The sequence below is a fragment of the Bradyrhizobium sp. 23AC genome, from assembly GCF_054863025.1.
Window position 1 is genome coordinate 24,897 of record NZ_JAVAYN010000033.1, and the last position, 22,730, is coordinate 47,626.

A 22,730-nucleotide genomic window follows, 5' to 3' on the forward strand; every position below is an offset into this window, starting at 1 on the left:
CCATGTTTCATTTCTCCAACATCGTCCGGACCAAGGGCGATCCGAAAATCGTCGAGGGCGGGCCGAGCCTGAAGCGGCCGGAAGATCAGCTCGCCCGCGCGCTCGGCTGGTTCAGCATCGGGCTCGGCGTCGTCGAATTTTTCGCGCCGAGACGCGTCACGCAAACGCTGGGCATGGAAGGCCATGAGACCATGGTCCGCGCCTTCGGCGTGCGCGAGATCCTGGCCGGGATCATGTCGCTGTCGGTCGACAAGAACGCCGGCCTGTGGGCCCGCGTCGGCGGCGACGGTCTCGATGCCGCCGCGCTGCTGTCGGGGCTGACAGCCGACAATCCCAAGAAGGGCAACATCGCGCTGGCGCTCTTGATGGTCGGCGGCATCGCCATGCTCGACTACCGCGCCGCGCAGGACACCAAGCCGAGGCGGCCGCCGCGCGAGGCACGGCGCAAGCTGTATCCGAACCGCAGCGGCTTTCCCAAGGGCATCGAGAGCGTCAGAACGGCGGCCAGGCAGATCGCAGCGCCCGCCGGTCATCATGAGGTGAAGCAAGGCGATGAGCGTCGCGTCCCCTGACGAGGCTGCGTGGTGGAAATCCGCCGTCATCTACGAGATCGCACTGATCTCCTTCCAGGACTCCAACGGCGACGGCAAGGGCGACCTCAACGGGCTGATATCGCGCATCGACTACCTCAAATGGCTCGGCGTCGACGCGGTCTGGCTGACGCCGATCTACAAAAGCCCGTTCCGCGACCTCGGGTACGACATCTCCGACTATTGCGCGATCGATCCTGCCTTCGGCAACCTCGAGGATTTCGACCGGCTGCTCGAAGCCCTGCACACCGAAGGCATCCGCCTCATCCTCGACCTCGTCCCCAATCACACCGCCGATGATCACGAATGGTTCGTCGAGAGCTCCAGCTCGCCCGCCAGCGCCAAGGCCGACTGGTACATCTGGGCCGATGCGGCCGAGAACGGCGGCCCGCCCAACAACTGGCTGAGCCGCTTCGGCGGCAGCGGCTGGGAATGGTGCGAGGCGCGGAGGCAATACTATTATCATTCCTTCCTGGTCGAGCAGCCCGACCTCAACTGGCGCAATCCGCAGGTGCGCGGCGCGATCGCCGATGTGATGCGCTTCTGGCTCGACCGCGGCGTCGACGGCTTTCGCGTCGATGCCAGCGCGGTCCTGATCAAGGACGAGCTCTTGCGCGACAACCCGCCGAATCCGGCCGCCGAGGGCAAGCCGCCGCCGCAGCGTCAGACGCCCGTCTTTACCGACGACCGGCCGGAGACGATGGATTGCATCGAATTCATCCGCGAGGTGATCGACGGCTATCGGGGACGCATGCTCTGCGGCGAAGTCCAGGGCAAGACCGATCGCATCGGGCACTTCTACGGCAACGACAGGCCGCGCTTGCATCTTCCGCTCAATTTCGCGCTGCTGGATACGCCGTGGAGCGCGCTGTCGCTGCAAGCGGCGATCGACGCCTATTTCAACGCCCTGCCCGCGCATGCCTGGCCGGTCTGGGTGATCGGCGGCCACGACAAGCAGCGGGTCGCCAGCAGGATCGGCGAAGCGCAAATGCGCGTGCTGGCGATGCTGCTGATGACGCTGCGGGGAACGCCGTTCCTCTTCATGGGCGACGAGATCGGCCGCAAGCGCGTGCCCATTCCGCCCGACCGCGTCCATGATCCCTTCGAGAGGCTGGTGCCGGGATATGGCCTCTGCCGCGATCCCGAGCGCGCACCGATGCGATGGGATGACAGCCCCGACGGCGGCTTCACCACGGGCCGTCCGTGGCTGCCGCTGGAGCCCCCTGATGGCGCAGCCAATGTTGCCGGGCAGCGGCGCGACGAGCGTTCGATCCTGGCGCTGTTTCGCGCGCTGATCGCGCTGCGGCGCGAGCATGCGGGCCTGCATCTCGGCGGTCACGAGCCACTGCGCTCACAGAACGACATTCTCGCCTACAAGCGGACCGACGGCCACAACGAATTTCTGGTCGCGCTCAACATCGCCGCCGAGCCGCGCAAATGGCACTGGCTGGGCCGCGGCCGCCTGCTGATGTCGACGCATCTCGACCGGCCGCCCGTGGCGTTGCCGGATGCTTCCATCCTGCTCCGGGGCAATGAAGGCGTGATCATCGCGCTCGATCCGCGCTGAAGGCCCCGAGGAACCATCCGCGCGTCAGAGCGTCTGATCAACGCCTCCGACGTCCCCCCTGCCGGAGGCAGACTGCACGAAACCGCAACCCCGGCGCTCACCGCCCCTTCAGGCGCCGGGGTTAGCGGCGTGGGTCTGGGAGGCAGGTCACCTTGGGAGACAGCCATGGGCAAGACAAAGGGACTTCAGCAACGCATCGTCGGCAAGACCAGGCAAGCCGTCGGCGAGATCATCGGCGACCAGGATCTGCACGATGACGGCAAGGCCGAGGCCCGGCGCGGCCGTGACGAACAGGACAAGCCGAGCAAGCTCAACCCGCTGAAGAAGCTCAAGCAGCTGACGTGAACGCAGAGCCGCGACCAGCACTTGCCAATGCAGCGCGGCGCACTGACAAAGGCCTGTCGCGGGTCACGGGGAGACGACGACGTTCGCGCTGGATTGCCGCCGCCGAGCTCGGCCTGATCAGCAGCACCTTCTCGACCATCGTCAGCCAGCTGTTCGCCGCCCGGATCGGCCGCGATGCCGCGGTCGACTGGATGACGGTCGCCGCCATTCCCGCGCGCGACTGGGCGATCAGCGCGGAGCCGTCCTGGAGCGCGGCCCTGACCGGAATCGCCTTTCATCAATGGGCGGATTTTTCCTGGGCGCTGGTGTTCTTCGGTGTGCTCGGACGCTGGACCGCCGACTTGCGGCCGGCGACCATCCTGCTGCTCGCGCTGCCCTGGGCCGCGCTCTCGTCCGCCACGGAATGGTTCGTGCTGGTGCCGCTGTTTCCGTTCTGGCAGCCGCTGTTCACGCTGCAGCAGCCCTATTGGATCGGCCTGCTCGTTCATGGCACCTCGGCCCTGATGTATCCTCTGTTCGCCCGGTTGCGCTGGAGGCGCGGCGCTGCAGCGGAGCGCGACATCCGCTTCACCAATGCCTGGATCACCGGTGCGCTGGTCGTCATGGCCCTGCTCGGAGCGATCGCGTTGTTCGGCAGCCACGGCTACGAGCCGCCGTGGATGGGCCGCGACAGGGATGCGGACCAGACCTATATCCGTCACATGACGGCGCATCATGCCCAGGGCATCGAGCTGGCCCGGATCGCCGTGGAGCGCGCCGGGGACCCGCATCTGCGCAAGCTGGCGATGCTGATGGTCGCGAGCCAGGCCGGCGAGAGCCGGATCTTCGAGAACTGGTGGCTGAGCTGGTTCGACACGGAGATGCCCGACTGCAGCACCGAAGAGCGTGCCGCCATGCCGGGCTTCCTGACTCAGGCCGAGATGCGGCAGGTCAAGGCCGCGCCGGCGGACCGGTTCGACGCGGTGTTCGTCGAGACCATGAGCAAGCATCACATGGGCGCGGTCAGGATGGCCGACCAGATGTGGCGGAGTAGCGGAGACCCGCGCCTCCGCATCATGGCGCATGCCATTCGCCACGCCCAGCAGGGCGAGATCGCGCTGATGCACGATGCGAGCGGCATTTCGGCCGTCGCCACGGCCGTCCGCAACATGCTCGGCGACAACGTCAATTGAGCTGATCGCCCCTACTCCCGCCAGAACTCGGCCAGTTCTTCCGTTGTCACCAGGTCGACCTGGCCGTGAAAGCGGGTGCGGTACATCGTCATGAGCGCGTCGTGCCCGACGTCGGACGAGCTGCACAAGGCGTCCTCGACGATGACGACCCTGAAGCCGAGATCGACCGCGCTCAGGACCGTCGAGAGCACGCAGACGTCGGTCTCGGCGCCCGAGATCACGACCGTGCCGACGTTCTTGTCGATCAGCCGGCCCGCAAGGGCGGAATTGCTGAACGCGGAATAGGCCGGCTTGTCGATCATTGCAGCCGGCGGAACGAACTTGCTCAGCGCGGGCACGAGCTCGAGCGCGGATGGAGGCAGATTCTTGCGCGTTGCCTGGCTCCAGCGGTGAAAATAGCTCTGCCACTGGCCGGGACGATCTTCCGGATCTTGCGGCGTGATGAAGCGCGTGAAGATGGTTCTGGCCTGGTGGCGCGCAACGATCGAGGCGATCGTCGGCAGAACCCGCTCCATCCACGGCGTCGCCCACAGACCGCCGGGGGCGAAAATGTTCTGCATATCGATGCAGAGGTGAACGGCCTCCCTGACCTCGGCCACTTCCGACGTGCTGTCCCTCATCGTCCTCCACCATCAAGCGCATTCGGCGATCCATTGCGAATGCGAAGGCGAAGGCTTTGGTTCCGAACCGCCGCGGTGCAGAGGCAGACCTGGAACCCGCTACGCGCGGTTACGCCGGCGTTGCGGTCGGCGCCACGTCGAGGCGAACCGCAATCCCATTCAGCTCCGGGCTTGGCGCCGGGTAGAGCTTCATGACGAGCGGATCATGACCGGGAACGATGTGGTCCGCATCAGGTGCCGCGGCGCGCAGCTTGTCGAAGCCCACAAGCATATCGCCAACATGAAACGCCGTCGTGAACGGACGCTCGCTGGTCATGTTCTCATAGAAGTGACTGACGTCGGAGGCGAGCACGACAGGGCCGCGGCGTGTGTTGACGCGGACGAATTGAAGACCGGCGGAATGCCCGCCGGCCGCATGCACCGTCAGACCGGGCGCAATCTCGGCATCACCGTCGTAGAACAGCACCCGGCGTGCGTAATTCAGCCGCACGATCCCGCAGACGTCCTCGACCTCGAACGAATGCGACAGCCGTGGATATTGCATATAGCGCCCGGTGGCATAGGCGAGTTCGCGCTCCTGGAGATGAAATCGCGCGTTCGGAAATCGGTCGAAATTACCGACATGGTCGTAGTGCAGATGCGTGAGGATCACGTCCTTGACGTCGGTAGGGTCGATATCGAACGCGGCAAGCGTCTCCACCGGGCAGCGCAGGAAATTCCGCCTGCGCTGCCTGGCAACTTCCGCGTTGAACCCGGTGTCGATGACGAAGCTGCGCCCGCCTCCCCGCGCCAGCCACATGAAATAGTCCATCGGCATCGGTCCGTCATGCGGGTCGCCGCCGATGAAGTGCTCGCTCCGCTGCCCCTCCCGCGTCGCATAGCGGATGGCAAAGAGCTCGTAGTCCGGGTCAGCCATGGGAGTAGCTCAGGAACCGGCCGCGTCGACCTCGTTGAAGGCCTCGCGCGCATTGCGGAAGGCGTCGATGCCGGCGGGGACGCCGCAATAGACCGCAACCTGGAGCAGGATCTCCTTGATCTCCTCCTTGGTCAGCCCGTTCTTCAGGGCGCCTTTGATATGCAGCTTCAGCTCATGCGGCCGGTTCAGCGCGCCGAGCATCGCCAGATTGACGATCGAGCGCGTGCGCCGGTCGACACCAGGCCGCGTCCACAACGCACCCCAGCAAAATTCGGTCGACCATTCCGCCATGGTGCGCGTGAACTCGTCGGCCCCGGCAATTGACTTGTTGACGTAGTCCTCGCCGAGCACCTCTTTACGAACTTTGAGGCCCTTTTCGAACAGTTCGGTCTTGCTCATGATCGTCCCTTTCAGGTCTTGAGAGAGTTGAGTTGGAAGTTGATTAGCGCGATGCCGGTCGCAGCGATTGCAGGAGATTGCCGACGTCGTCGACCGAATCGAGCTGCCAGACTGCGTCGATGACACGGTCCGCATCCCAGTCGCTTCGGCCGGTCCGCACGGCCTCGCGCAGCTTGGCCTCGAGGTCGCGATCTGTGAGCGGCGCAGCAAGACTGCCACGCGGCGAAATGACGGTCTCGGTGAGGACCTCACCGGACGACAAGCGCAACGTCACGCGCGCGGCACCATCGGGCATCTCGCTGTCCAGCTCCGCCCTCGCCTTCTGCCGCAGCTGCGCGATATCGGGCCGGACCACCGTCTCACGCGCGAATTCGGCCACCCCGGCCGTGCCGAGCAATAATCCGCACGCCACGCAATGATGGATGCTGACACGCGCATCGCGCTCGTTGTTGACCGGGCGATCGCCGCGGGCGAGCAGCAGCGCCGAGCCCTGCACTATCACCAACTCGATCTGGTCGACGCGTCCAGCGATGCGCTCGCGCAATGAGAGGCAGGCGTCGATCACCGCGTGAAAGACGATGCCGGCGGGGTAAGGCTTGTAGGTGTTCTTCGCAATCTCCCAGGTCTTGCCGAGACCGTCGAGCAGGCGAGCAATATCGGGCTCGTCCCCCATCGTACGCGCCCAACCGAGCGGGCCTTCAATGGCGCGGGGCGCCGCCTCAAAGCCCTGCTGCGCCAGCAATGCCGCGAACAACCCGTTCCTCGCCGCGTTGCCCACGCTGACATTCTTGGCGGCACTGGGCAGGTTCTCGACATTGCCCGACGACTGGCTGGCCGCAAGTCCGATCGCGTTTGCGATCCCCTCAGCGGGCAGGCCTAGTAGTTTCGCGCACGCCGCCGCCGCGCCAAAAATCCCGCAGGTCGAGGTGATGTGCCAGCCGCGCGCGTAGTGGCGCGGCGAGACTGAATTGCCGATGCGGCACTCCACGTCCACGCCGAGAATGAACGCGGTCAATACCTCCCGCCCCGACAGTTTTCGCATCTCCGAAAGCGCCAATATGGGCGCAGCAACCGGCGCGGCGGGATGAATGATTGTCTCGACATGGGTGTCGTCGAAGTCGAGCAGATTGGCCGAGATCGCATTGAGAAATGACGCGCACAACGCATCCATCGGCCGCGAGTGACCAACGACCGTCGATGTCGCGGCCCCGCTGAACGGCGACAGCGTGCGCATCGCTGCGATGACGACGGGATCGCGCGCGGAGCCGAGCGCCGTCGCGAAGAAATTGAGAATCGATCGTCGCGCCTCAAAGCTCTGCGCCTCCACCTCCGCCCAGGACGAAGCAGCGACGAAATCGGCGAGCGTCTTGCTCACACTCGAAATTGGGACTTGCGGCACGCGGAGCGTCTTCCTCGTTTTCCCGAACTTTATGCCGATCCGCGGCAAACTGTCGACCCCAAATGTTATGCTTGACAGCTTGTCTGACAATCATAACAATCCGACCCGTTGGCGCGGGATACCCGCTGCCACACGACGGCGGCCGAGACGGCCGGCCGGCGAACGCGTTCGACCAACGAGATGAAGAAGGCGCGCCCGTCACGGGATTGCGCGACAGGGAGTAGACGATGGCGGGAGAGATTCTCGGCGTAATCGGCACGGGCCGCATGGGCGGCCCGATGGCGGGACGATTGATGGACGCGGGCTATTCGCTCGTCGTCTATGACACGCAGGCCGAGGCGACTCAGCCGCTGGTCAAGCGCGGCGCGCTCCTCGCCAATTCGCCGGCCGACGTGGCTTCACGCTCCGACATCGTGCTCGCCAGCCTGCCGACGCCCGACATCGTCAAGGCCGTTGCGCTCGGCCAGGACGGCATCAGCAGCGGCAACCGTGCGAAGATCGTCATCGATCTCTCGACGTCGGGTCCAGGCGCTGCGAAGTTCGTCGCGGAAGGCCTCAAAGCGAAAGGTATGACACTGGTCGATGCGCCCGTGAGCGGCGGCATCAAGGGCGCCGTCAACGGCACGCTGGCGGTGATGGTCTCGTGCCCGCAGGCGACTTACGACACCGTGCAGCCGATCCTGAAGAACTTCGGCAAGCTGTTCTACACCGGCGACAAGCCCGGCGTGGCGCAGACGGCCAAGCTCGCCAACAATTTGATGGCGGCCGCAGCCCTCGTGATCACCTCGGAAGCCGTCGCGATGGGCGTCAAGGGCGGCGTCAACGCCAAGGTGCTAATCGACATCATCAACGCCAGCAGCGGCCGCAACAGCGCCTCCGAAGACAAATTCCCCCGCGCGGTGCTGCCCGGCACCTTCGATTTCGGCTTCGCCACCGGCCTGTCCTACAAGGACGTCCGTCTTTGCGTGGACGAGGCCGAGGCCATGGGCGTGCCGATGGTCTGCGGCGCGGTGGTGCGGCAGATGCTGGCGATCACCAACGCCAAATACGGCGCCTCATCCGACTTCACCTCGATCGCCAAGGTGCTCGAAGAGTGGGCCGGGGTCGAGATGCGCGGCTGATCGCGCAGACCTTTGGGAGAGCGACCCGCGATGACGATCGGCACGACCGTATCAGGCAAGTTCCCGCTCGCGCGCCAGATGGCGCGGAGCGTGCTTGCGCTGGATATTGGTTATTTCGGGCCGGAAGTCGTCGCCAAGGCAAAGCTCTGCCTGCTCGACTTCCTGTCCTGCGCCTTCGAGGCCGGCCATCATCCCTGGAGCCGCCAGGCGATTGCGATCGCGCAAGCCGGCGGCAGCGCGACGATCATGGGGACGTCGCAACTCTCCTCGCCGGCCGACGCGGCCTTCGCCAATGCCGTGATGGGGCACGGCCTCGTGCGGGAAGACATGCATGCGGCCAGCATCGCGCACCACGGCGTGGTGATCTGGCCGGCCCTGCTCGCGCTGTCGGAACAAGCGCCGCTCCACGGCGCGAAGCTGCTGGCGGCGGCCATTATCGGCTATGAGACCGGCGCGCGGATCGGCCGCGCGCTGCTGACCTCAGACCTCGCAAGGCTCTATCGTCCGACGGGCCTCGTGGCACCTCTGGGCGCTGCGCTCGCGGGAAGTTTTGCGCATGGCCTCTCCGAGGACCAGGCCACCAGCGCGATCGCGATTGCGGCCAATACCTCCAGCGGACTCAACGAGTGGCCGCATGCCGGCGGCTCCGACATGTATTTTCATCCCGGCTTTGCCGCCGGCAATGCGATCAAGGCAATTGGCCTTGCCGCAGCCGGCGCCTTTGGCTCGGAAACCATACTGGAGGGTGAAGCCGGCCTGTTCGCCGCCTATCGCCGCCAGGCCGCGCCGGACAGCATCGCCCTCTTCCCCAATGGCGAGTGCGAGATCATGGCCGTCTACAACAAGCCGGTGCCGGCCTGCAATTTCGCGCAGACCGCCGCGCAAGCGGCGCTGCGCGTTTCGCACGAACTCGCCAGCACGGAGGAGATCGACCGCGTCGTCATTCGCGCGCCGGATGCCGCCGTTCGTTATCCCGGCTGCGACTCCATGGGTCCCTACCGCAATGCGCTTCAGGCCAAGATGAGCATTCCCTTCAGCGTCGCGGCGACGCTGGCGCGGGGCGAGATCGAGGAAGACAACTACGCCGAGCTCGATGATGCCGACATCATCCGCCTGGTCGCGATCACCGATCTCAAGGCAGACGCCGGCTTCACGGGCGCCTTCCCCGGCAAGCAGGGCGCGGAAGTGTCCGTGCAGCTGCGCGACGGCCGGACCATCCGGCACGCTCTGCCCGACGTCATTGCCGCAACACCTGCGGATATTCGCGCACGCTTTCGTAGCTCGGCAGCCGGAGTCCTCGGTGAGGACCGCGCGCATCGGCTCGAGCAACTCGTCGACGACTGCGAGCAGCTCGGCAATGCCGGCGACATCGCCGCGCAGTGCCGCCTGGACGCAACGGAACGGGCTTTACGATCGGCACCATGAGAAGTGCCGGAGAGTACGGGGGAAACATGGTCGATTTCGAGACCAGCTTAGTAGTGCCATCGGCGCATGACTGCCGGCAAGCCGATACTCGGAGGCCAGGCTGATGGAAGGCTTTCTGCAAGCGCTCGCCGCGGGGCTTTTGATCGGCGCCGTCTACGGCCTGATGTGCGTCGGACTCGGCCTGATCTTCGGCGTCATGCGTGTCATCAACTTCGCCCATGGCGATTTCATGATGCTCGGCATGTACACCGCCTTCTATCTCTTCACCGCCGCCGGCATCCAGACACTGTTCGGCAATGCCGTGGGGCCGTTCATCGCCATCCTGCTGGCCGGGCCCGTGCTCGCCGTGTTCGGCTATTTCGTTCATCGGATGCTGATCTCGCACGTGTCAGGCACGCGCACCGCCTCGCTCGAAGGCGAAGGCCATTACGCCCAGCTCATCCTCACGCTCGGCATCGCGCTGATCCTGCAGAACGGCGGCCTCATCGTGTTCGGCTCGGTGCTCGCCTCGATCCGCACGCCGCTGTCGAGCTCGGCCTGGGAACTCGGGCCCTTCTTCGACATGAGCATCTTCCTCAACAAGGCCCGCAGCATCGATATGATCGTCTCGCTGGCGATCATGATCCTGCTGTCGCTGCTGATCACGCGGACGCGGATCGGCAAGTCGCTCCGCGCCGCCGCTGACAATCCGACGGCTGCGACCTATATGGGCATCGACGTCGACCGCGCGCATCGCACCGCCTTCGCGCTCGGCTGCGGCATCACCGCGATTGCCGGCGGCCTGCTCGCCACCAACTACCCGTTCCACCCCTTCGTCGGCCTCGAATACGTCATCGTCATGTATGCCGGCGTCGTGCTCGGTGGCATGGGCAGCATCATCGGCGCGTTCTGGGGCGGCATGACGATCGGCCTCGTGCAGCAGATGTCGACGCTGATCCTGCCGACGCAATTGCAGAACGCCGCGATCTTTGCCGTCTTCCTCCTCATCATCTTCTTCCGTCCGCAAGGCTTCTTCGGGCGCATGGTCGAAAGGACGTGACCATGCTCCGGATGCGATCCTTTCTGCCTCCCCTGCTCTTCACGCTCGCCTATGCGGTCGTGTCGCTCGGCGTCACCAACTCCTACTATCAGCTCATCCTGACGCTGGTGCCGGTGTGGGCGGTGTTCGGGCTGTCGTGGAACCTGCTCAGCGGCTACACCGGCCTGATCTCGTTCGGCCACGCCGCCTTCTTCGGGATCGGCGCCTACGCGACCGCGCTCGGCCAGATCTATTTCGACATCTCGCCCTGGCTGCTGATCCCGATCGCCGCCATGCTCGGCGGCATCGCCGGGCTCCTGATCGGCTTCCCGACCTTCCGCCTGCAGGGCCACTATTTCGCGCTGGCAATGCTCGCCTACCCGCTCGCCATTCTCTACGTGTTCGAGTGGCTCGGCTTCCAGGAGGTGACGCTTCCGATCAAGCGCGAGGCGCCGATCGCCTACATGCAGTTCGCCGATCCGCATCTCTACACGCTCCTCGGGCTGGCGCTCATGCTCGCCACCATCGTTCTGACGCAAATGATCGAGCGATCGCGCTTCGGCATGGCGCTGCTCGCGATCAAGCAGAACGAGGCTGCGGCCGAAGCCGCCGGTATCAATACGCTGGCCTGGAAGCTGCGCGCGATCACGCTCAGCGGCGCGATTGCCGCCGCCATCGGCGGGTTCTACGCGCAGGTGCTGCTGGTCGTGACCCCGGCATCGGTGTTCGGCATGCTGGTGTCCGCGCAGGCGCTGACGGTCGCGATGTTCGGCGGCGTCGGCACGGTCTGGGGCCCGGTGATCGGCTCGGTGATCCTGATCCCGCTTGCCGAGATCCTGCACGCCGAAGCCGGCGCGCGCATCCCCGGCATTCAGGGCGTCATCTTCGGCATTGCCATCGTCTGCGTCATCCTGCTCGCGCCGGAAGGCCTGTTCTGGAAGCTGCGCGACCTCCTGCGCAAGCGCGCCGCATCCAAGGCGGCGCTCAGTGATACCGCGGAAGCGGCAGCTGCCAACGTGACGGCCCTGAAGCCCGCCTCCCGGCAGCGTGCCGCCACCGGCGAGGTCGTGCTCGAAGTGAAGAACCTCTCGCGCTCCTTCGGCGGCCTGAAGGCGGTGCAAGATATCAGCTTCAAGCTGCACAAGAACGAGATCCTCGGCATCATCGGCCCCAACGGTGCCGGCAAGACCACGCTGTTCAATCTCCTCAACGGCTTCCTCAAGCCGAGCCAGGGCGAGGTGCTGATCGACGGCCGCAACATGTCGGGCCAGCGGCCGCACGTGATCTGCGAGGCCGGCATCGGCCGCACCTTCCAGGTGATGCGGCCGTTCCTGCGCATGTCGATCCTCGACAACGTCGTCGTGGGCGCCTATGTGCGCGCGCGCTCCGATGACGAGGCCCGCAAGCTTGCCGCCGATGCGGTCGCCCGCGTCGGGCTGTCTGCGGTGGCAGACCGTGTCGCCGGCGAGCTCTCCACCAAGGAACTGCGGCTGATGGAGCTTGCCCGCGCGATCGCCGGCCAGCCGCGCATCCTGCTGCTCGACGAGACGCTTGCGGGCCTCGGCCACGGCGAGGCGGATGAGGTCGTCGCGGTGATCCAGCAGCTCGCGCGCGACGGCATGACCATCGCGATCATCGAGCACACCATGCAGGCGATGGTCCGGCTGGTCGACAGATTCCTCGTGCTCGACCACGGCGCCGTCATCACCGAAGGCCTGCCGGAAGTGGTGACGCGCGACAACCGCGTGATCGAGGCCTATCTCGGCAAGAAATGGGTGGGCCATGCTGCGAATTGAGGGATTGAGCGCGGGCTATTCGGCCAAACCCGTTCTGAACGACGTCTCGATCAATGTCGGCGCAGGCCAGTTCGTCGCGATCGTCGGACCCAACGGCGCCGGCAAGACCACGTTGTTCAAGACGATCTCCGGCATCGTCAAGCCCAGCGGCGGCGCCATCACGTTCGACGGCGTCGATCTGCTCGCAGTGCCACCGCCGCAGCGCGCCCATCTCGGCATCGCCCACGTCCCGGAGGGACGCCAGGTCTTCCCGTCACTGACCGTGATGGAGAATCTGGAAATGGGAGCGATGACCGAAAGCGGCCGGCGGGACTGGCAAGCCAACATCGAGCGGATCTTCGAATGGCTGCCGGTGCTGAAGGAGCGCCGCGATCAATTCGCGGGCACGATGTCCGGCGGCCAGCAGCAGATGCTCGCGATCGGCCGCGGCCTCGCCTCCTCGCCGAAGCTTCTGATGCTGGACGAGCCCTCGATGGGGCTCGCGCCCTCGACCGCGGACTTCATTTTCGAGCGCCTGATCGAGATTCGCCGCCAGTCCGGGCTGACCATGCTGCTGGTCGAGCAGCGCGTCGCGGAAGCGCTGGAATCCGCCGACCACGGCTATGTCCTCGAAGCCGGACACGTCGTGCTCGAAGGCAACAACGCCACGCTGCGCGCCGACGACCGCGTGCGGAAGGCCTATCTCGGCATGTGACCAACACAAAAAACAGAGATCAGGGAGAAAACAAAATGAACAAGACTTCAAAAGGACTGAGTCGCCGCACCGTACTCTCCGGCGCCGCCGCCGTCGGCCTCGCGGGCGTTGCGCGCGCGCAGGCACCTGGCGAGATCAAGGTCGGATTGATCGTGCCGCTGTCGGGTATCTACACCCGCCCCGGCCAGGTGATGAAGATGGGCGCCGAGATGGGCATCGAGCACATCAACGCGCAGGGCGGCATCAAGGCGCTCGGCGGCGCCAAGCTGAAGCTCGTCGTGATCGACTGCGGCGATACCACCGAGAAGGCCAAGAACGCGGCGCAGCGCATGGTGGCGCAGGAGCCTGATCTGGTCGCCGCCACCGGCTCCTATCTCTCCTCCTTCACGTTGGCAGTCACCGAGGTGACCGAGCGCGCCGAACTGCCGGTGCTGACGCTGTCCTATTCGGACCTGCTGACCGACCGCGGCTTCAAATACATCTTCCAGACCGCCGCGACCGCGAGCCGCCAGTCAGAGCTCGGCCTGCCGACGCTGATGAAGCTCGCCGAGAATGCCTCGGGCAAGAAGCCGAAGACCGTGGCGATGCTGATGGACAACACCGCGACGTCGGTGGCCACCGCCAAGGCGCTCAAGGAGAGGCTGTTCGCGCAGGAGGGCCTGCAGCTCGTGGTCGAGGAGGTCTGGACCCCGCCGCTGTCGGATGCGACGCCGCTGATCCAGAAGGTTCGTTCGGCCAAGCCCGATCTGCTGCTGTTCATGCCGAACGCGGTGTCGGACGCCAAGCTCGGCCTCGAGAAGATCAGCGAGTTCGGCCTCGGCCAAGGCAAGATCCCGACCGTCTCCTTCAGCATCACCATCGCCGAGCCCGACATGCTGCAGAGCGTGAGCCCGGAGACGGTGCAAGGCATCATGACCATCGTCGCCAATTGGGGCTCGAAGGGCCACGACCAAGTACAAGGAGCCCTGGATGACGCAGAACGTCATCTCGACCTATGGCGACATGTGGCTGATGAAGGAAGCGCTGGAGAAAGCGGGCAAGGCCGACCGCAACGCGGTCGCGCAGGCCTTCCGCACCATGGATGCCGGTCCGTCGAAATACTATCCGGGCGGCCAGCTCAAATTCGACGAGAAGGGCCGCCGGGTGGGCGCCGGTGTCGTCATCGTGCAATGGCAATCGGGCGTGCCTGTCACCGTTTATCCGCCCGAGCTCGCGCAGGCGCAGCCGTTCTGGCCAAAGAAATCCTGACAACGTCGCGCAATTTTTCAGGGAGGAGATTGTCATGACTGCCAAGAGCAAGATCACGATATCGCGGCGAACGCTGCTGGCCGGCGCCTCCGGCACGCTGATCGCGTCCCGGCCCGGCTGGGCGCAGCAGCCTTCTGAAGTGAAGGTCGGCCTGCTTGTGCCGATCTCGGGACTCTATGCCCGCCCGGGAACGGTGATGCGCGAAGGCGCCGAGATGGCGATCGACCACATCAACGCGCAAGGCGGCGTCAAGGCGCTCGGCGGCGCCAAGCTGAAGCTCGTCGTGCTCGATTCCGGCGACACCACCGAGAAGGCCAAGAACGCGGCACAGCGCATGGTGGCGCAGGAGACCGATCTGGTCGCGGCCAGCGGCGCCTATCTGTCCTCGTTCACGCTCGCGGTGACCGAGGTGACCGAACGCGCCAACCTGCCCATGCTTACCCTCTCCTACTCGGATCTCATCACCGAGCGCGGGTTCAAATACGTGTTCCAGACCGCGGCCACCGCGGGGTCGCAGGCACGGCAAGCGTTGCCCCAGCTCATCAAGCTGGCGGAGACGGCCTCGGGCAAACGGCCGAAGACGGTCGCGATCCTCACCGACAACACGGGCGCCTCAATCGCCTCCGCCAAGGCGATGCGCGAAGGCCTGCTGGCGGAGAACCAGCTGCAACTGATCGTCGACGAGACGTTCACGCCGCCGCTGGCGGACGCGACGTCGCTGGTGCAGAAGATCCGCTCCGCCAAGCCCGATCTGCTGTTCTTCCTGCCGACCGTGATCTCGGACGCAAAACTGCTGCTCGAGAAGATGAACGAGTTCGGCCTCGGCCAGGGCAAGATTCCAACGATCTCGTTCGGCATCGCGATCGCCGAGCCGGACATGCTGCAGACCGTCAGCCCCGAGCTGCTCCAGGGCGTCCTGACCTGCGTCGCCAGCTGGGGTGCCAAGGGCCACGAGGCGCTGATTGCCGAATTGAAGACCCGCTACAAGGAGCCGTGGATGACGCAGAACGCGATCTCCACCTATGGCGACATGTGGGTGATCAAGGACGCGCTGGAGAAGGCCGGCAAGGCCGATCGCGTCGCCGTCGGCGAAGCGCTGCGCACCATGGATGGCGGCCCCTCCAAATATTACCCGCTGGGCGAGATCAAGTTCGACGAGAAAGGCCGCCGCGTTGGCGCGGGCATGACCATCGTGCAGTGGCAAGCCGGCATTCCAGTAACGGTGTTCCCGCCCGAACTCGCCCTGGCAAAACCGTTCTGGCCGAAGAGCTGACAACGGGCGAACAAGAAACGGAGACCAACATGGACAAGGCGACCTACGACCGCGGCCTCGAAATCCGCAAGAGCGTGCTCGGCAACGAGTTCGTCGACAAGGCGATCGCATCCGCCGACGAGTTCAACCGCCCGATGCAGGACCTGACCACGGAATATTGCTGGGGTTACGTCTGGGGCCGCGAAGGCCTCACCCGCAAGACGCGTAGCTTCCTCAATTTGGCGATGCTCTGCGCGCTCAACCGCCCGCACGAGCTGAAGACGCATGTCCGTGGCGCGCTCGCCAATGGCGCGACCAAGGAGGAAATCCGCGAGGTCTTCATGCAGGTCGCGATCTATTGCGGCGTGCCGGCGGGCGTCGATGCCTTCCGGAATGCGAAGGAAGTCTTCGCCGAGCTCGACAAGAAGTAGCGGAGCGTGGCTGCGATGAAGGGCAAATGGGCACTCGTGACCGGCGCGACCGCGGGCCTCGGCCTCGCCATCGCGGAAGGCCTTGCCGGCGCGGGCGCCAATATCGTCCTTCACGATCTCGTCGCGCCGAAGCAGGCCGCGGATGATCTCCGCGCCCGCTTCGGCGTGGAGGTCATCTCGGCCGGCGTCGATCTGTCCCGGCGCGAGGCGATCGAGGCCATGATGACCGACCTGCTCGATCGCTGCGGCGCCATCGATATCCTCGTCAACAACGCCGTTGTCAGGCATTTCTCTGCCATCGAACAGTTTCCGCCCGAGCGCTGGGACCAGGCGCTGGCCGTCAATTTATCGGCGCCGTTCCACCTCATCCGCATGGCGCTGCCGGCGATGAAGCAGCGCGGCTGGGGCCGGATCATCAACATGGGCTCGATCTATTCGAGCCGCGCGGTCGAGGACCGCATCGACTACGTCACCACCAAGACAGCGATTTCAGGCATGACCCGCGCGGTGGCCATCGAGACGGCGCGCAGCGGCATCACCTGCAACACGCTCTGCCCCGGCACGCTGCCGACGCCGGCCATCCTGAACAAGATCGCGACGATGGCATCGAACAGCGATCGTCCGGTCGAGGACGTGACGCGCGACTATCTCGGCGAGCGCCAGCCGACGCAGCGCTTCGTCGAGATGGATGCGGTCGCCGCCATGGTCGTCTTCCTCTGCGGCCCGGCCGCAAACGATATCACCGGCGCCAGCCTGCCGATCGACGGCGGCTGGTCGGTGGCATGAGAACTGGAATGGGAGTGCTGCGATGACTGAACAATCGGGCCAGACCGTTGTCCTGACGGGTGCCGCCGGCGGCATGGGACGCGCCATCACCAAGGCGCTGCTGGACAGCGGCCGTCGCGTCGTGCTGGTCGATCGCGACGCCAAGGCGCTTCAAGAGCTCGCGACTACGGCCGGCGATGCCGTGTTTCCGATCCAGCTCGACGTCAGCGATGCCAAGGCCGTCGATGGCCTGCCGGAGGCCATTCCCGGTCATTTCAGGCCGGTCGACGTTCTCATCAACAATGCCGGCCACGACATCGGCGGCCGGACGCGCTTCGACATCGGTTCTGCAGACGATTGGTCCAACATCATCCAGACCAACCTGATCGGCCTGATGCGCGTCACGCGCGCGATCATCCCCGGCATGGTCCAGCGCAACGCCGGCCATGTCGTCAACATCAGCTCCATCAACGCGGTGCGGATCGTGCCCGACATGGCGGCGTACAGTACCAGCAAGGCGGGCGTGCACATGTTCACCGAGACCCTTCGGGGCGAGCTGGCGGAAACCGCGATCCGGGTCACCGAGCTGCAGCCCGGCCTGACCCGGACCAACATCATCCTGACCCGCTACCGCGGCGATCAGCAGAAGGAAAAGGACTATTTCGACCAGTTCAGAATGGCGCTCGATCCGGCCGATATCGCCCGCTCGATCGTCTTCGCGCTCGACCAGCCCGCCCACGTTCAAATTGCCGAAATGATGATTCTGCCTGTAAACCGGTACTGAGTTTTCCCGAACAGGACCCGGACATGGAAAGACGCAACGAATTGCAGTCGACACTCCGCATCGAGGACGTCCCGACCGTCCGGGCGATGGTGGCGCAGAAGCTGCGTGAGGCGATCATGTCCGGGACGCTGAAGCCGGGCCAGCGCCTGGTCGAGCGCGAACTCTGCGAGATGATGGGCGTCAGCCGCCCCTCGATCCGCGAAGCGCTGCGTGCGCTCGAGGCCGACGGGCTGGTCAATACGGTTCCGCACCGCGGCCCCGTGGTGTCCACGATCAGCCTCGAAGAGGCCCGGCAGCTCTACGCGGCCCGCGCGGTGCTCGAAGGCTTCGCCGGCCGCGAATGCGCCAGGCTTCACGACCCCGAGGTGGCACGCCGGATCGGCGACGCCCTGACACGGCTCAAGGCCGCCGCGGCCAAGCAGGATCTCGTCGGCAGCCTCGAAGCCAAGACCGATTTCTACGCGGCGCTGATCGGCGGCTGCCGCAATGCCTTCATCGAGCGCATGCTCAAGCCGCTGCACGATCGCATCCAGCTGCTGCGGATCACCTCGATGTCGCAGCCGAAGCGGATCAACAAGAGTCTTCGCGAGGTCACCGCGATCTGGCGTGCGATCCAGAACGGCGATCCGGATCTCGCCGAACGTTGCTGCGTCGACCACATCAATGCGGCCGCGGTGGCCGCGCTCGACATGATCGAAAAATCGTCGGCGGCCAAGGAGGCGGCGCCTTCCGACGACTAGAACAATGCCGCCAGGGAGTGTTCGATGAAGTTTCTCGTACGATCGCTGATCCTGTTCCTCCTGCTCTGCCCTCGGGACGCGGCGATCGCGGACGAGTACCCCTCCCGCCCGGTCACGGTCATCGTACCGTTCTCTGCCGGCGGTCCCGGCGACGTCATCGCGCGCATCCTCGGCAGCGCCATGAGCGCAACGCTGAAACAGTCCATCGTCATCGAGAATGTCGTCGGTGCCGGCGGCACGCTGGGCACCAACCGCGTCGCCAAGGCGGCCGCGGATGGCTACACGCTGCTGCTGATGCATGTCGGCCAGGCGACTGCCCCTGCCCTCTACGCCAAGCTGCCGTTCGATCCGGTCGGCGATTTCGCTCCGATCGGGCTGGTCACCGACGTCCCGATGATCCTGGTGGCGCGGCCGAACTTTCCAGCCAAGGACCTCGGCGAGCTGATCGCGCATATCCGCAACGCCGGCGACAAGGTCACTTTCGGCAATGTCGGTCTCGGCTCGGCCTCGCAACTCTGCGGCCTGATGTTCATGAGCGCCACAGATACCAAGCTCACCCCGATCTACTACAAGGGCGGCGGGCCTGCGCTGAACGACGTCATCGCCGGCCATATCGACGTCTATTGCGATCCCGCGACAGGGCCGACGCCGTACATCCAGTCGAAGACGATCAAGGGCTATGCCATCACCAGCAAGACGCGTGTCGCGACGCTGCCTGATGTGCCGACCTCGACTGAAGCCGGCGTTCCCGAGTTCAATGTCACGACCTGGTACGGCCTCTACGCACCGCGTGGCACGCCCAAGCCCGTCGTCGACCATCTCGTCGGCGCGCTGCAGACGGCGCTGAAGGATTCCGCGCTGATCAGCCGCTTTGCCGAGCTCAGCATGGCGCCGGTCGAGCCCGAGCGCGCGACGCCGGAAGCCCTCGAAGCTTTCCTGAAAGCCGAGATCGGCAAATGGGGACGGATCATCAAGGCGGCCGGAATCGAGCCGCAGTAGGTTCGCGCCATGTTCTGATCACGTCCAGAAATATCCGTGATTTCAAAGGGAAGATTGACTTTGGGGCACTCGAGTGGCGGTCGCGCTGAGAGTTCAGGTGCAGTTCCAGCTGATCGGTGCACTTTCCGTAGGTCGGCCGAGCCCCATTGCGGGACTTCGTCGCCAGGCGTAACTTTCAACTCTACGTAGCTCATTCGAAAGCATCTATCGGGTTCGGCCAAGCGGGAGCGAGCGATGGCGGATGTCCCATGGCACCTTTCCGGTGACTATTTCGAGAATTGCAGTTGCAGCATCGTGTGTCCCTGCCTGGTGTCGGCGGCGCCCCCGTTGACCGCGCGACCGACCGAGGGCTTCTGCAACGTGCCGTTGATCTTCCACATCGAAAGCGGACGCTATGGTGACATCGAGCTCGATGGACTCAACGTCCTCGTGATCCTCCACGCACCTGGGGTCATGGCAGACGGAGATTGGTCGGTGGCTGCCTATATCGATCAGCGCGCCAGCGATGAGCAGACCGAGGCCCTGGTTGCGATCTTCACCGGCGGTGCCGGCGGTCCGATGGCCGCGTTCGCGCCGCTGATCAGCAAGAACCTTGGGGTGCGCAAGGTCCCGATCACGTTCCGGATCGACGACAAGACGCGGTCCGCGGAAATCCCCGGCATCCTGCACATGTCCGTCGATCCGTTGCCGACCATGCATCCGAGCGGGGAGATGTGGGCGAACATCGGCCATCCGGTCAGCCCCGATGCCATGGTGATGGCCGTCGGCGCCCCCGGCAATACCTTCAGCGATCATGGCATGCGCTGGGATAATTCCGGCAGGAACGGCCTCTATGCGCCGATCCGCTGGTCGAACCAGCCGTGATGTAAACTTGCGATACCGGCCTGCGTCAGGGCCGGCAATTTCGATCGCAAATGACAGACAGCCCGCTGGAAACCGTGCTGCGGCGCGATCGCTGGATCGTCGGCGGCGCGATCGGCCTCATTGTCGTGCTGGCATGGAGTTATGTGCTCTGGCTCGCCAACGACATGGACATGGGCGGCATGGACATGACCGGATTCCGCATGATCCCGGCCGGGATCGGAATCATGCTGCCGACGAGCGAGCCGTGGCGAATGTTCGAGTTCGCCTACGTGCTGCTGATGTGGGCGGTGATGATGATCGGAATGATGGCCCCCTCGGCCGCGCCAATGATCCTGATGTACGCCCGCGTAGGCCGACAGGGCAAAGCACAGGGCAAGCCGTTCGCCGCGACCGGCTGGTTTGCGGCCGGTTATCTCCTCGCCTGGTGCGGCTTTTCGCTGGCAGCCACCTTTCTCCAATGGGCGGTCGAGCGGGCCACCTTGCTGGACTCCCGGATGGCGCTCGCAAGCAACTTGCTCGGCGCCATCGTGCTGGTCGCGGCAGGTGTCTATCAATGGACACCGCTGAAGGACGTCTGTCTCGCCCAATGCCAGTCGCCGTTTCTGTTCCTGATGCGCCATGGCGGCTTTCGCAACGACCCGCGCGGCTGCCTGCTGCTGGGACTTCGACACGGAGGCTATTGTGTCGGCTGCTGCTGGGTTTTGATGGCGCTGTTGTTCGTGGGCGGAGTGATGAACGTGCTCTGGATTGCGGTCTTAGCGCTGCTTGTCCTCCTGGAAAAAGTTACGCCGGTCGGACGATGGATCGCGCGCGCTGCCGGCATCGCATGTGTGGCCGCGGGCGCCTGGCTGCTGGTGTTCTTGCCGCAGTGATGCACAACCTGCTTGACGTTCAGTTCGATTTCTACGCCGCCCGTTCTTCGGGCGCACCGCTGTCCGGCATTTTGCCTGCCCCGACCGCTCCCACACGGCAAAGAACAATCAGTTGAATGTTCGTAACTTCAGCTGAACCGCAAAACGGCTTGACGAGGACGTCGACAATGAATGTAATGTTATAACATTACATCTCCGGTCTCAATGCCCCCTCGTCACTCTATCCCCTTGAAAAGACTGTTCAATCTCCATGCAAAAACTCCCCGTCACCGTCTTGTCCGGCTTCCTCGGGGCTGGAAAGACCACTTTGCTGAACCACGTCCTGAACAACCGGCACGGCCTGAAAGTGGCGGTGATCGTCAACGACATGAGCGAGGTGAACATCGACGCGGATCTGGTCCGTGGTGGCGGTGCGAACCTGTCCAGGACTGACGAGAAGCTCGTCGAGATGACCAACGGGTGCATCTGCTGCACGCTGCGCGACGACCTCCTGAAGGAGGTGCGCGCCCTCGCCGAAAACGACCGGTTCGATTATCTGCTGATCGAATCCACCGGCATCTCCGAGCCGCTGCCGGTTGCAGCGACCTTCGACTTCCGTGCCGAGGACGGCGAAAGCCTCTCCGACGTGGCACGCCTCGACACCATGGTCACCGTGGTCGACGCGGTGAATCTGCTGAGGGATTATTCATCGGCGGATTTCCTGGAGCAGCGCGGCGAAGCGCTGGCGAACGACAAGCGCACGCTGGTCGATCTCCTCGTCGAGCAGATCGAATTTGCCGACGTGATCGTGCTCAACAAGGTCGATGACGCCTCGCCGGCACAACGCGAAGCAGCGCGAAAGATCATCCGCGCGCTTAATCCGGAAGCGGAGCTGATCGAAGCCAACCACAGCCGGGTCGCCTTCGATCGCATTCTCGACACCGGCCGGTTCGACTTCGAAAAGGCGCAAGCGCATCCGCTCTGGTTCAAGGAACTCTACGGTTTTGCCGATCACGTGCCGAAGACGGAGGAATACGGCGTGAGCAGCTTCGTCTATCGCGCGCGCCGGCCGTTCGATCCCGAAAAGTTCGACAAGTTCGTGCGAGAGCCCTGGCCCGGTGTCATTCGCACCAAGGGACATTTCTGGCTGGCAACGCGCCCGCAATGGCTGGGCGAGATCAGCCAGGCCGGCGCGATCACGCGCACTGAGGCCCTTGGATTCTGGTGGGCAAGCGTGCCTGCGGAACGCTGGCCGGACGACCCGTTCTGGCGCAAGCGGTTGCGCGCGAACTGGAACGACGTCTATGGCGATCGTCGCCAGGAAATCGTGTTCATCGGCGTAGGCATGGACGAGACCGCGCTCCGCGCACGCCTGGATGCCTGCCTTGTCCCGGGCAAGCCGGCCATGAACGTCACGGAATGGGAGAAGCTCGCAGACCCGTTTCCGGTCTGGCGACGCGCGAACGAAGTTTTGGAACGCGAATGACCAAAATCGTCCGCTTCGCCTCGAAATCCGAACTCGAGCGGCAGCGCCTCATCCGCGAGGCACGTGCGATCTACGACAGCATCTTCCCGCCGGATATCCCTGCCGGCGGCTGCGCGCATGATCAGCCAGATCAATGGGCGGCGCACGAGGCGGCCGCCGAAATCCAGCCCAAACAACAATAAGGGATGAAGGTGGTGCCTCGGAGGGCGGTCGCATTTGCTGCGACTTCAAGGGCTTGTTCGAACGCA

At 64.8% G+C, this 22,730-nt stretch carries 23 protein-coding genes and 1 pseudogene; 20 read left to right on the forward strand and 4 right to left on the reverse strand.

Annotation, left to right across the window (positions count from 1 at the left end; genetic code table 11):
* Positions 1–2 precede the first annotated feature (2 nt).
* From RAD10_RS39440 to RAD10_RS39455, 4 genes are all read left to right on the forward strand, one after another.
* A complete protein-coding gene (locus RAD10_RS39440; RefSeq protein ID WP_461621687.1) occupies positions 3–572 on the forward strand; it encodes a hypothetical protein in 570 nt (189 codons plus the stop codon).
* Complete coding sequence (locus RAD10_RS39445) at positions 553–2,157, forward strand: alpha-amylase family glycosyl hydrolase (RefSeq protein WP_461621688.1); 1,605 nt, start codon at positions 553–555, stop codon at positions 2,155–2,157. The genes RAD10_RS39440 and RAD10_RS39445 overlap by 20 nt, the downstream gene beginning before the upstream one ends.
* 165 nt (positions 2,158–2,322) lie before the next feature.
* Positions 2,323–2,502, forward strand: coding sequence for a CsbD family protein (locus tag RAD10_RS39450; protein ID WP_461621689.1), 180 nt, complete (start codon positions 2,323–2,325; stop codon positions 2,500–2,502).
* Complete coding sequence (locus RAD10_RS39455) at positions 2,499–3,674, forward strand: DUF305 domain-containing protein (protein WP_461621690.1); 1,176 nt, start codon at positions 2,499–2,501, stop codon at positions 3,672–3,674. The genes RAD10_RS39450 and RAD10_RS39455 overlap by 4 nt, the downstream gene beginning before the upstream one ends.
* Before the next feature lie 11 nt (positions 3,675–3,685).
* Here the strand turns inward: RAD10_RS39455 and RAD10_RS39460 are convergent, their stop codons facing one another.
* From RAD10_RS39460 to RAD10_RS39475, 4 genes are all read right to left on the reverse strand, one after another.
* Positions 3,686–4,294, reverse strand: coding sequence for a cysteine hydrolase family protein (locus RAD10_RS39460; protein WP_461621691.1), 609 nt, complete (start codon positions 4,292–4,294; stop codon positions 3,686–3,688).
* Positions 4,295–4,403: 109 nt separating this feature from the next.
* A complete protein-coding gene (locus RAD10_RS39465) occupies positions 4,404–5,210 on the reverse strand; it encodes an N-acyl homoserine lactonase family protein (RefSeq protein ID WP_461621692.1) in 807 nt (268 codons plus the stop codon).
* Positions 5,211–5,219: 9 nt separating this feature from the next.
* Positions 5,220–5,609, reverse strand: coding sequence for a carboxymuconolactone decarboxylase family protein (locus tag RAD10_RS39470; protein ID WP_091957089.1), 390 nt, complete (start codon positions 5,607–5,609; stop codon positions 5,220–5,222).
* Between the two features lie 43 nt (positions 5,610–5,652).
* On the reverse strand, positions 5,653–6,984 hold the full coding sequence (locus RAD10_RS39475) for an MmgE/PrpD family protein (RefSeq protein WP_461621693.1): 1,332 nt from the start codon (positions 6,982–6,984) through the stop codon (positions 5,653–5,655).
* A 251-nt stretch (positions 6,985–7,235) separates the two neighbouring features.
* Between RAD10_RS39475 and RAD10_RS39480 the strand changes: the two genes are divergently transcribed.
* The 16 genes and pseudogenes from RAD10_RS39480 (at position 7,236) to RAD10_RS39555 (ending at position 22,664) form a co-directional block, all read left to right on the forward strand.
* Complete coding sequence (locus RAD10_RS39480; RefSeq protein ID WP_461621694.1) at positions 7,236–8,129, forward strand: NAD(P)-dependent oxidoreductase; 894 nt, start codon at positions 7,236–7,238, stop codon at positions 8,127–8,129.
* Positions 8,130–8,159: 30 nt separating this feature from the next.
* On the forward strand, positions 8,160–9,554 hold the full coding sequence (locus tag RAD10_RS39485; protein WP_461621695.1) for an MmgE/PrpD family protein: 1,395 nt from the start codon (positions 8,160–8,162) through the stop codon (positions 9,552–9,554).
* A 103-nt stretch (positions 9,555–9,657) separates the two neighbouring features.
* Positions 9,658–10,593: a branched-chain amino acid ABC transporter permease gene (locus RAD10_RS39490; protein ID WP_461621696.1), complete on the forward strand. Its 936-nt coding sequence runs from the start codon at positions 9,658–9,660 to the stop codon at positions 10,591–10,593.
* Positions 10,594–10,595: 2 nt separating this feature from the next.
* On the forward strand, positions 10,596–12,368 hold the full coding sequence (locus RAD10_RS39495) for a branched-chain amino acid ABC transporter ATP-binding protein/permease (protein WP_461621697.1): 1,773 nt from the start codon (positions 10,596–10,598) through the stop codon (positions 12,366–12,368).
* Complete coding sequence (locus RAD10_RS39500; protein ID WP_028140567.1) at positions 12,355–13,062, forward strand: ABC transporter ATP-binding protein; 708 nt, start codon at positions 12,355–12,357, stop codon at positions 13,060–13,062. The genes RAD10_RS39495 and RAD10_RS39500 overlap by 14 nt, the downstream gene beginning before the upstream one ends.
* Before the next feature lie 35 nt (positions 13,063–13,097).
* Positions 13,098–14,310 (forward strand): annotated as a pseudogene (locus RAD10_RS39505) (ABC transporter substrate-binding protein).
* Positions 14,311–14,344: 34 nt separating this feature from the next.
* Positions 14,345–15,583: an ABC transporter substrate-binding protein gene (locus tag RAD10_RS39510; RefSeq protein WP_461621698.1), complete on the forward strand. Its 1,239-nt coding sequence runs from the start codon at positions 14,345–14,347 to the stop codon at positions 15,581–15,583.
* A 29-nt stretch (positions 15,584–15,612) separates the two neighbouring features.
* Positions 15,613–15,993 carry a carboxymuconolactone decarboxylase family protein gene (locus tag RAD10_RS39515; protein ID WP_028137140.1) on the forward strand — a complete coding sequence of 127 codons (381 nt, stop codon included), beginning with the start codon at positions 15,613–15,615 and terminating at the stop codon, positions 15,991–15,993.
* Positions 15,994–16,008: 15 nt separating this feature from the next.
* Entirely contained in the window at positions 16,009–16,779 is a 771-nt protein-coding gene (locus RAD10_RS39520) for an SDR family oxidoreductase (protein ID WP_461621717.1), read from the forward strand.
* 22 nt (positions 16,780–16,801) lie between these two features.
* On the forward strand, positions 16,802–17,542 hold the full coding sequence (locus RAD10_RS39525; RefSeq protein WP_461621699.1) for an SDR family oxidoreductase: 741 nt from the start codon (positions 16,802–16,804) through the stop codon (positions 17,540–17,542).
* A gap of 23 nt (positions 17,543–17,565) precedes the next feature.
* Positions 17,566–18,282, forward strand: a complete 717-nt coding sequence (locus RAD10_RS39530; RefSeq protein WP_461621700.1) for a GntR family transcriptional regulator — start codon at positions 17,566–17,568, stop codon at positions 18,280–18,282.
* 24 nt (positions 18,283–18,306) lie between these two features.
* Positions 18,307–19,281 carry a tripartite tricarboxylate transporter substrate-binding protein gene (locus RAD10_RS39535; RefSeq protein ID WP_461621701.1) on the forward strand — a complete coding sequence of 325 codons (975 nt, stop codon included), beginning with the start codon at positions 18,307–18,309 and terminating at the stop codon, positions 19,279–19,281.
* A 234-nt stretch (positions 19,282–19,515) separates the two neighbouring features.
* Positions 19,516–20,145: a DUF1326 domain-containing protein gene (locus RAD10_RS39540; protein WP_461621702.1), complete on the forward strand. Its 630-nt coding sequence runs from the start codon at positions 19,516–19,518 to the stop codon at positions 20,143–20,145.
* Positions 20,146–20,195: 50 nt separating this feature from the next.
* Positions 20,196–21,017, forward strand: a complete 822-nt coding sequence (locus RAD10_RS39545; protein ID WP_461621703.1) for a DUF2182 domain-containing protein — start codon at positions 20,196–20,198, stop codon at positions 21,015–21,017.
* A 250-nt stretch (positions 21,018–21,267) separates the two neighbouring features.
* The gene (gene zigA, locus RAD10_RS39550) at positions 21,268–22,482 is read left to right on the forward strand and encodes a zinc metallochaperone GTPase ZigA (protein ID WP_461621704.1); all 1,215 of its coding nucleotides are present in this window, start codon (positions 21,268–21,270) and stop codon (positions 22,480–22,482) included.
* A complete protein-coding gene (locus RAD10_RS39555; protein WP_461621705.1) occupies positions 22,479–22,664 on the forward strand; it encodes a hypothetical protein in 186 nt (61 codons plus the stop codon). The genes zigA and RAD10_RS39555 overlap by 4 nt, the downstream gene beginning before the upstream one ends.
* Positions 22,665–22,730: the final 66 nt, after the last annotated feature.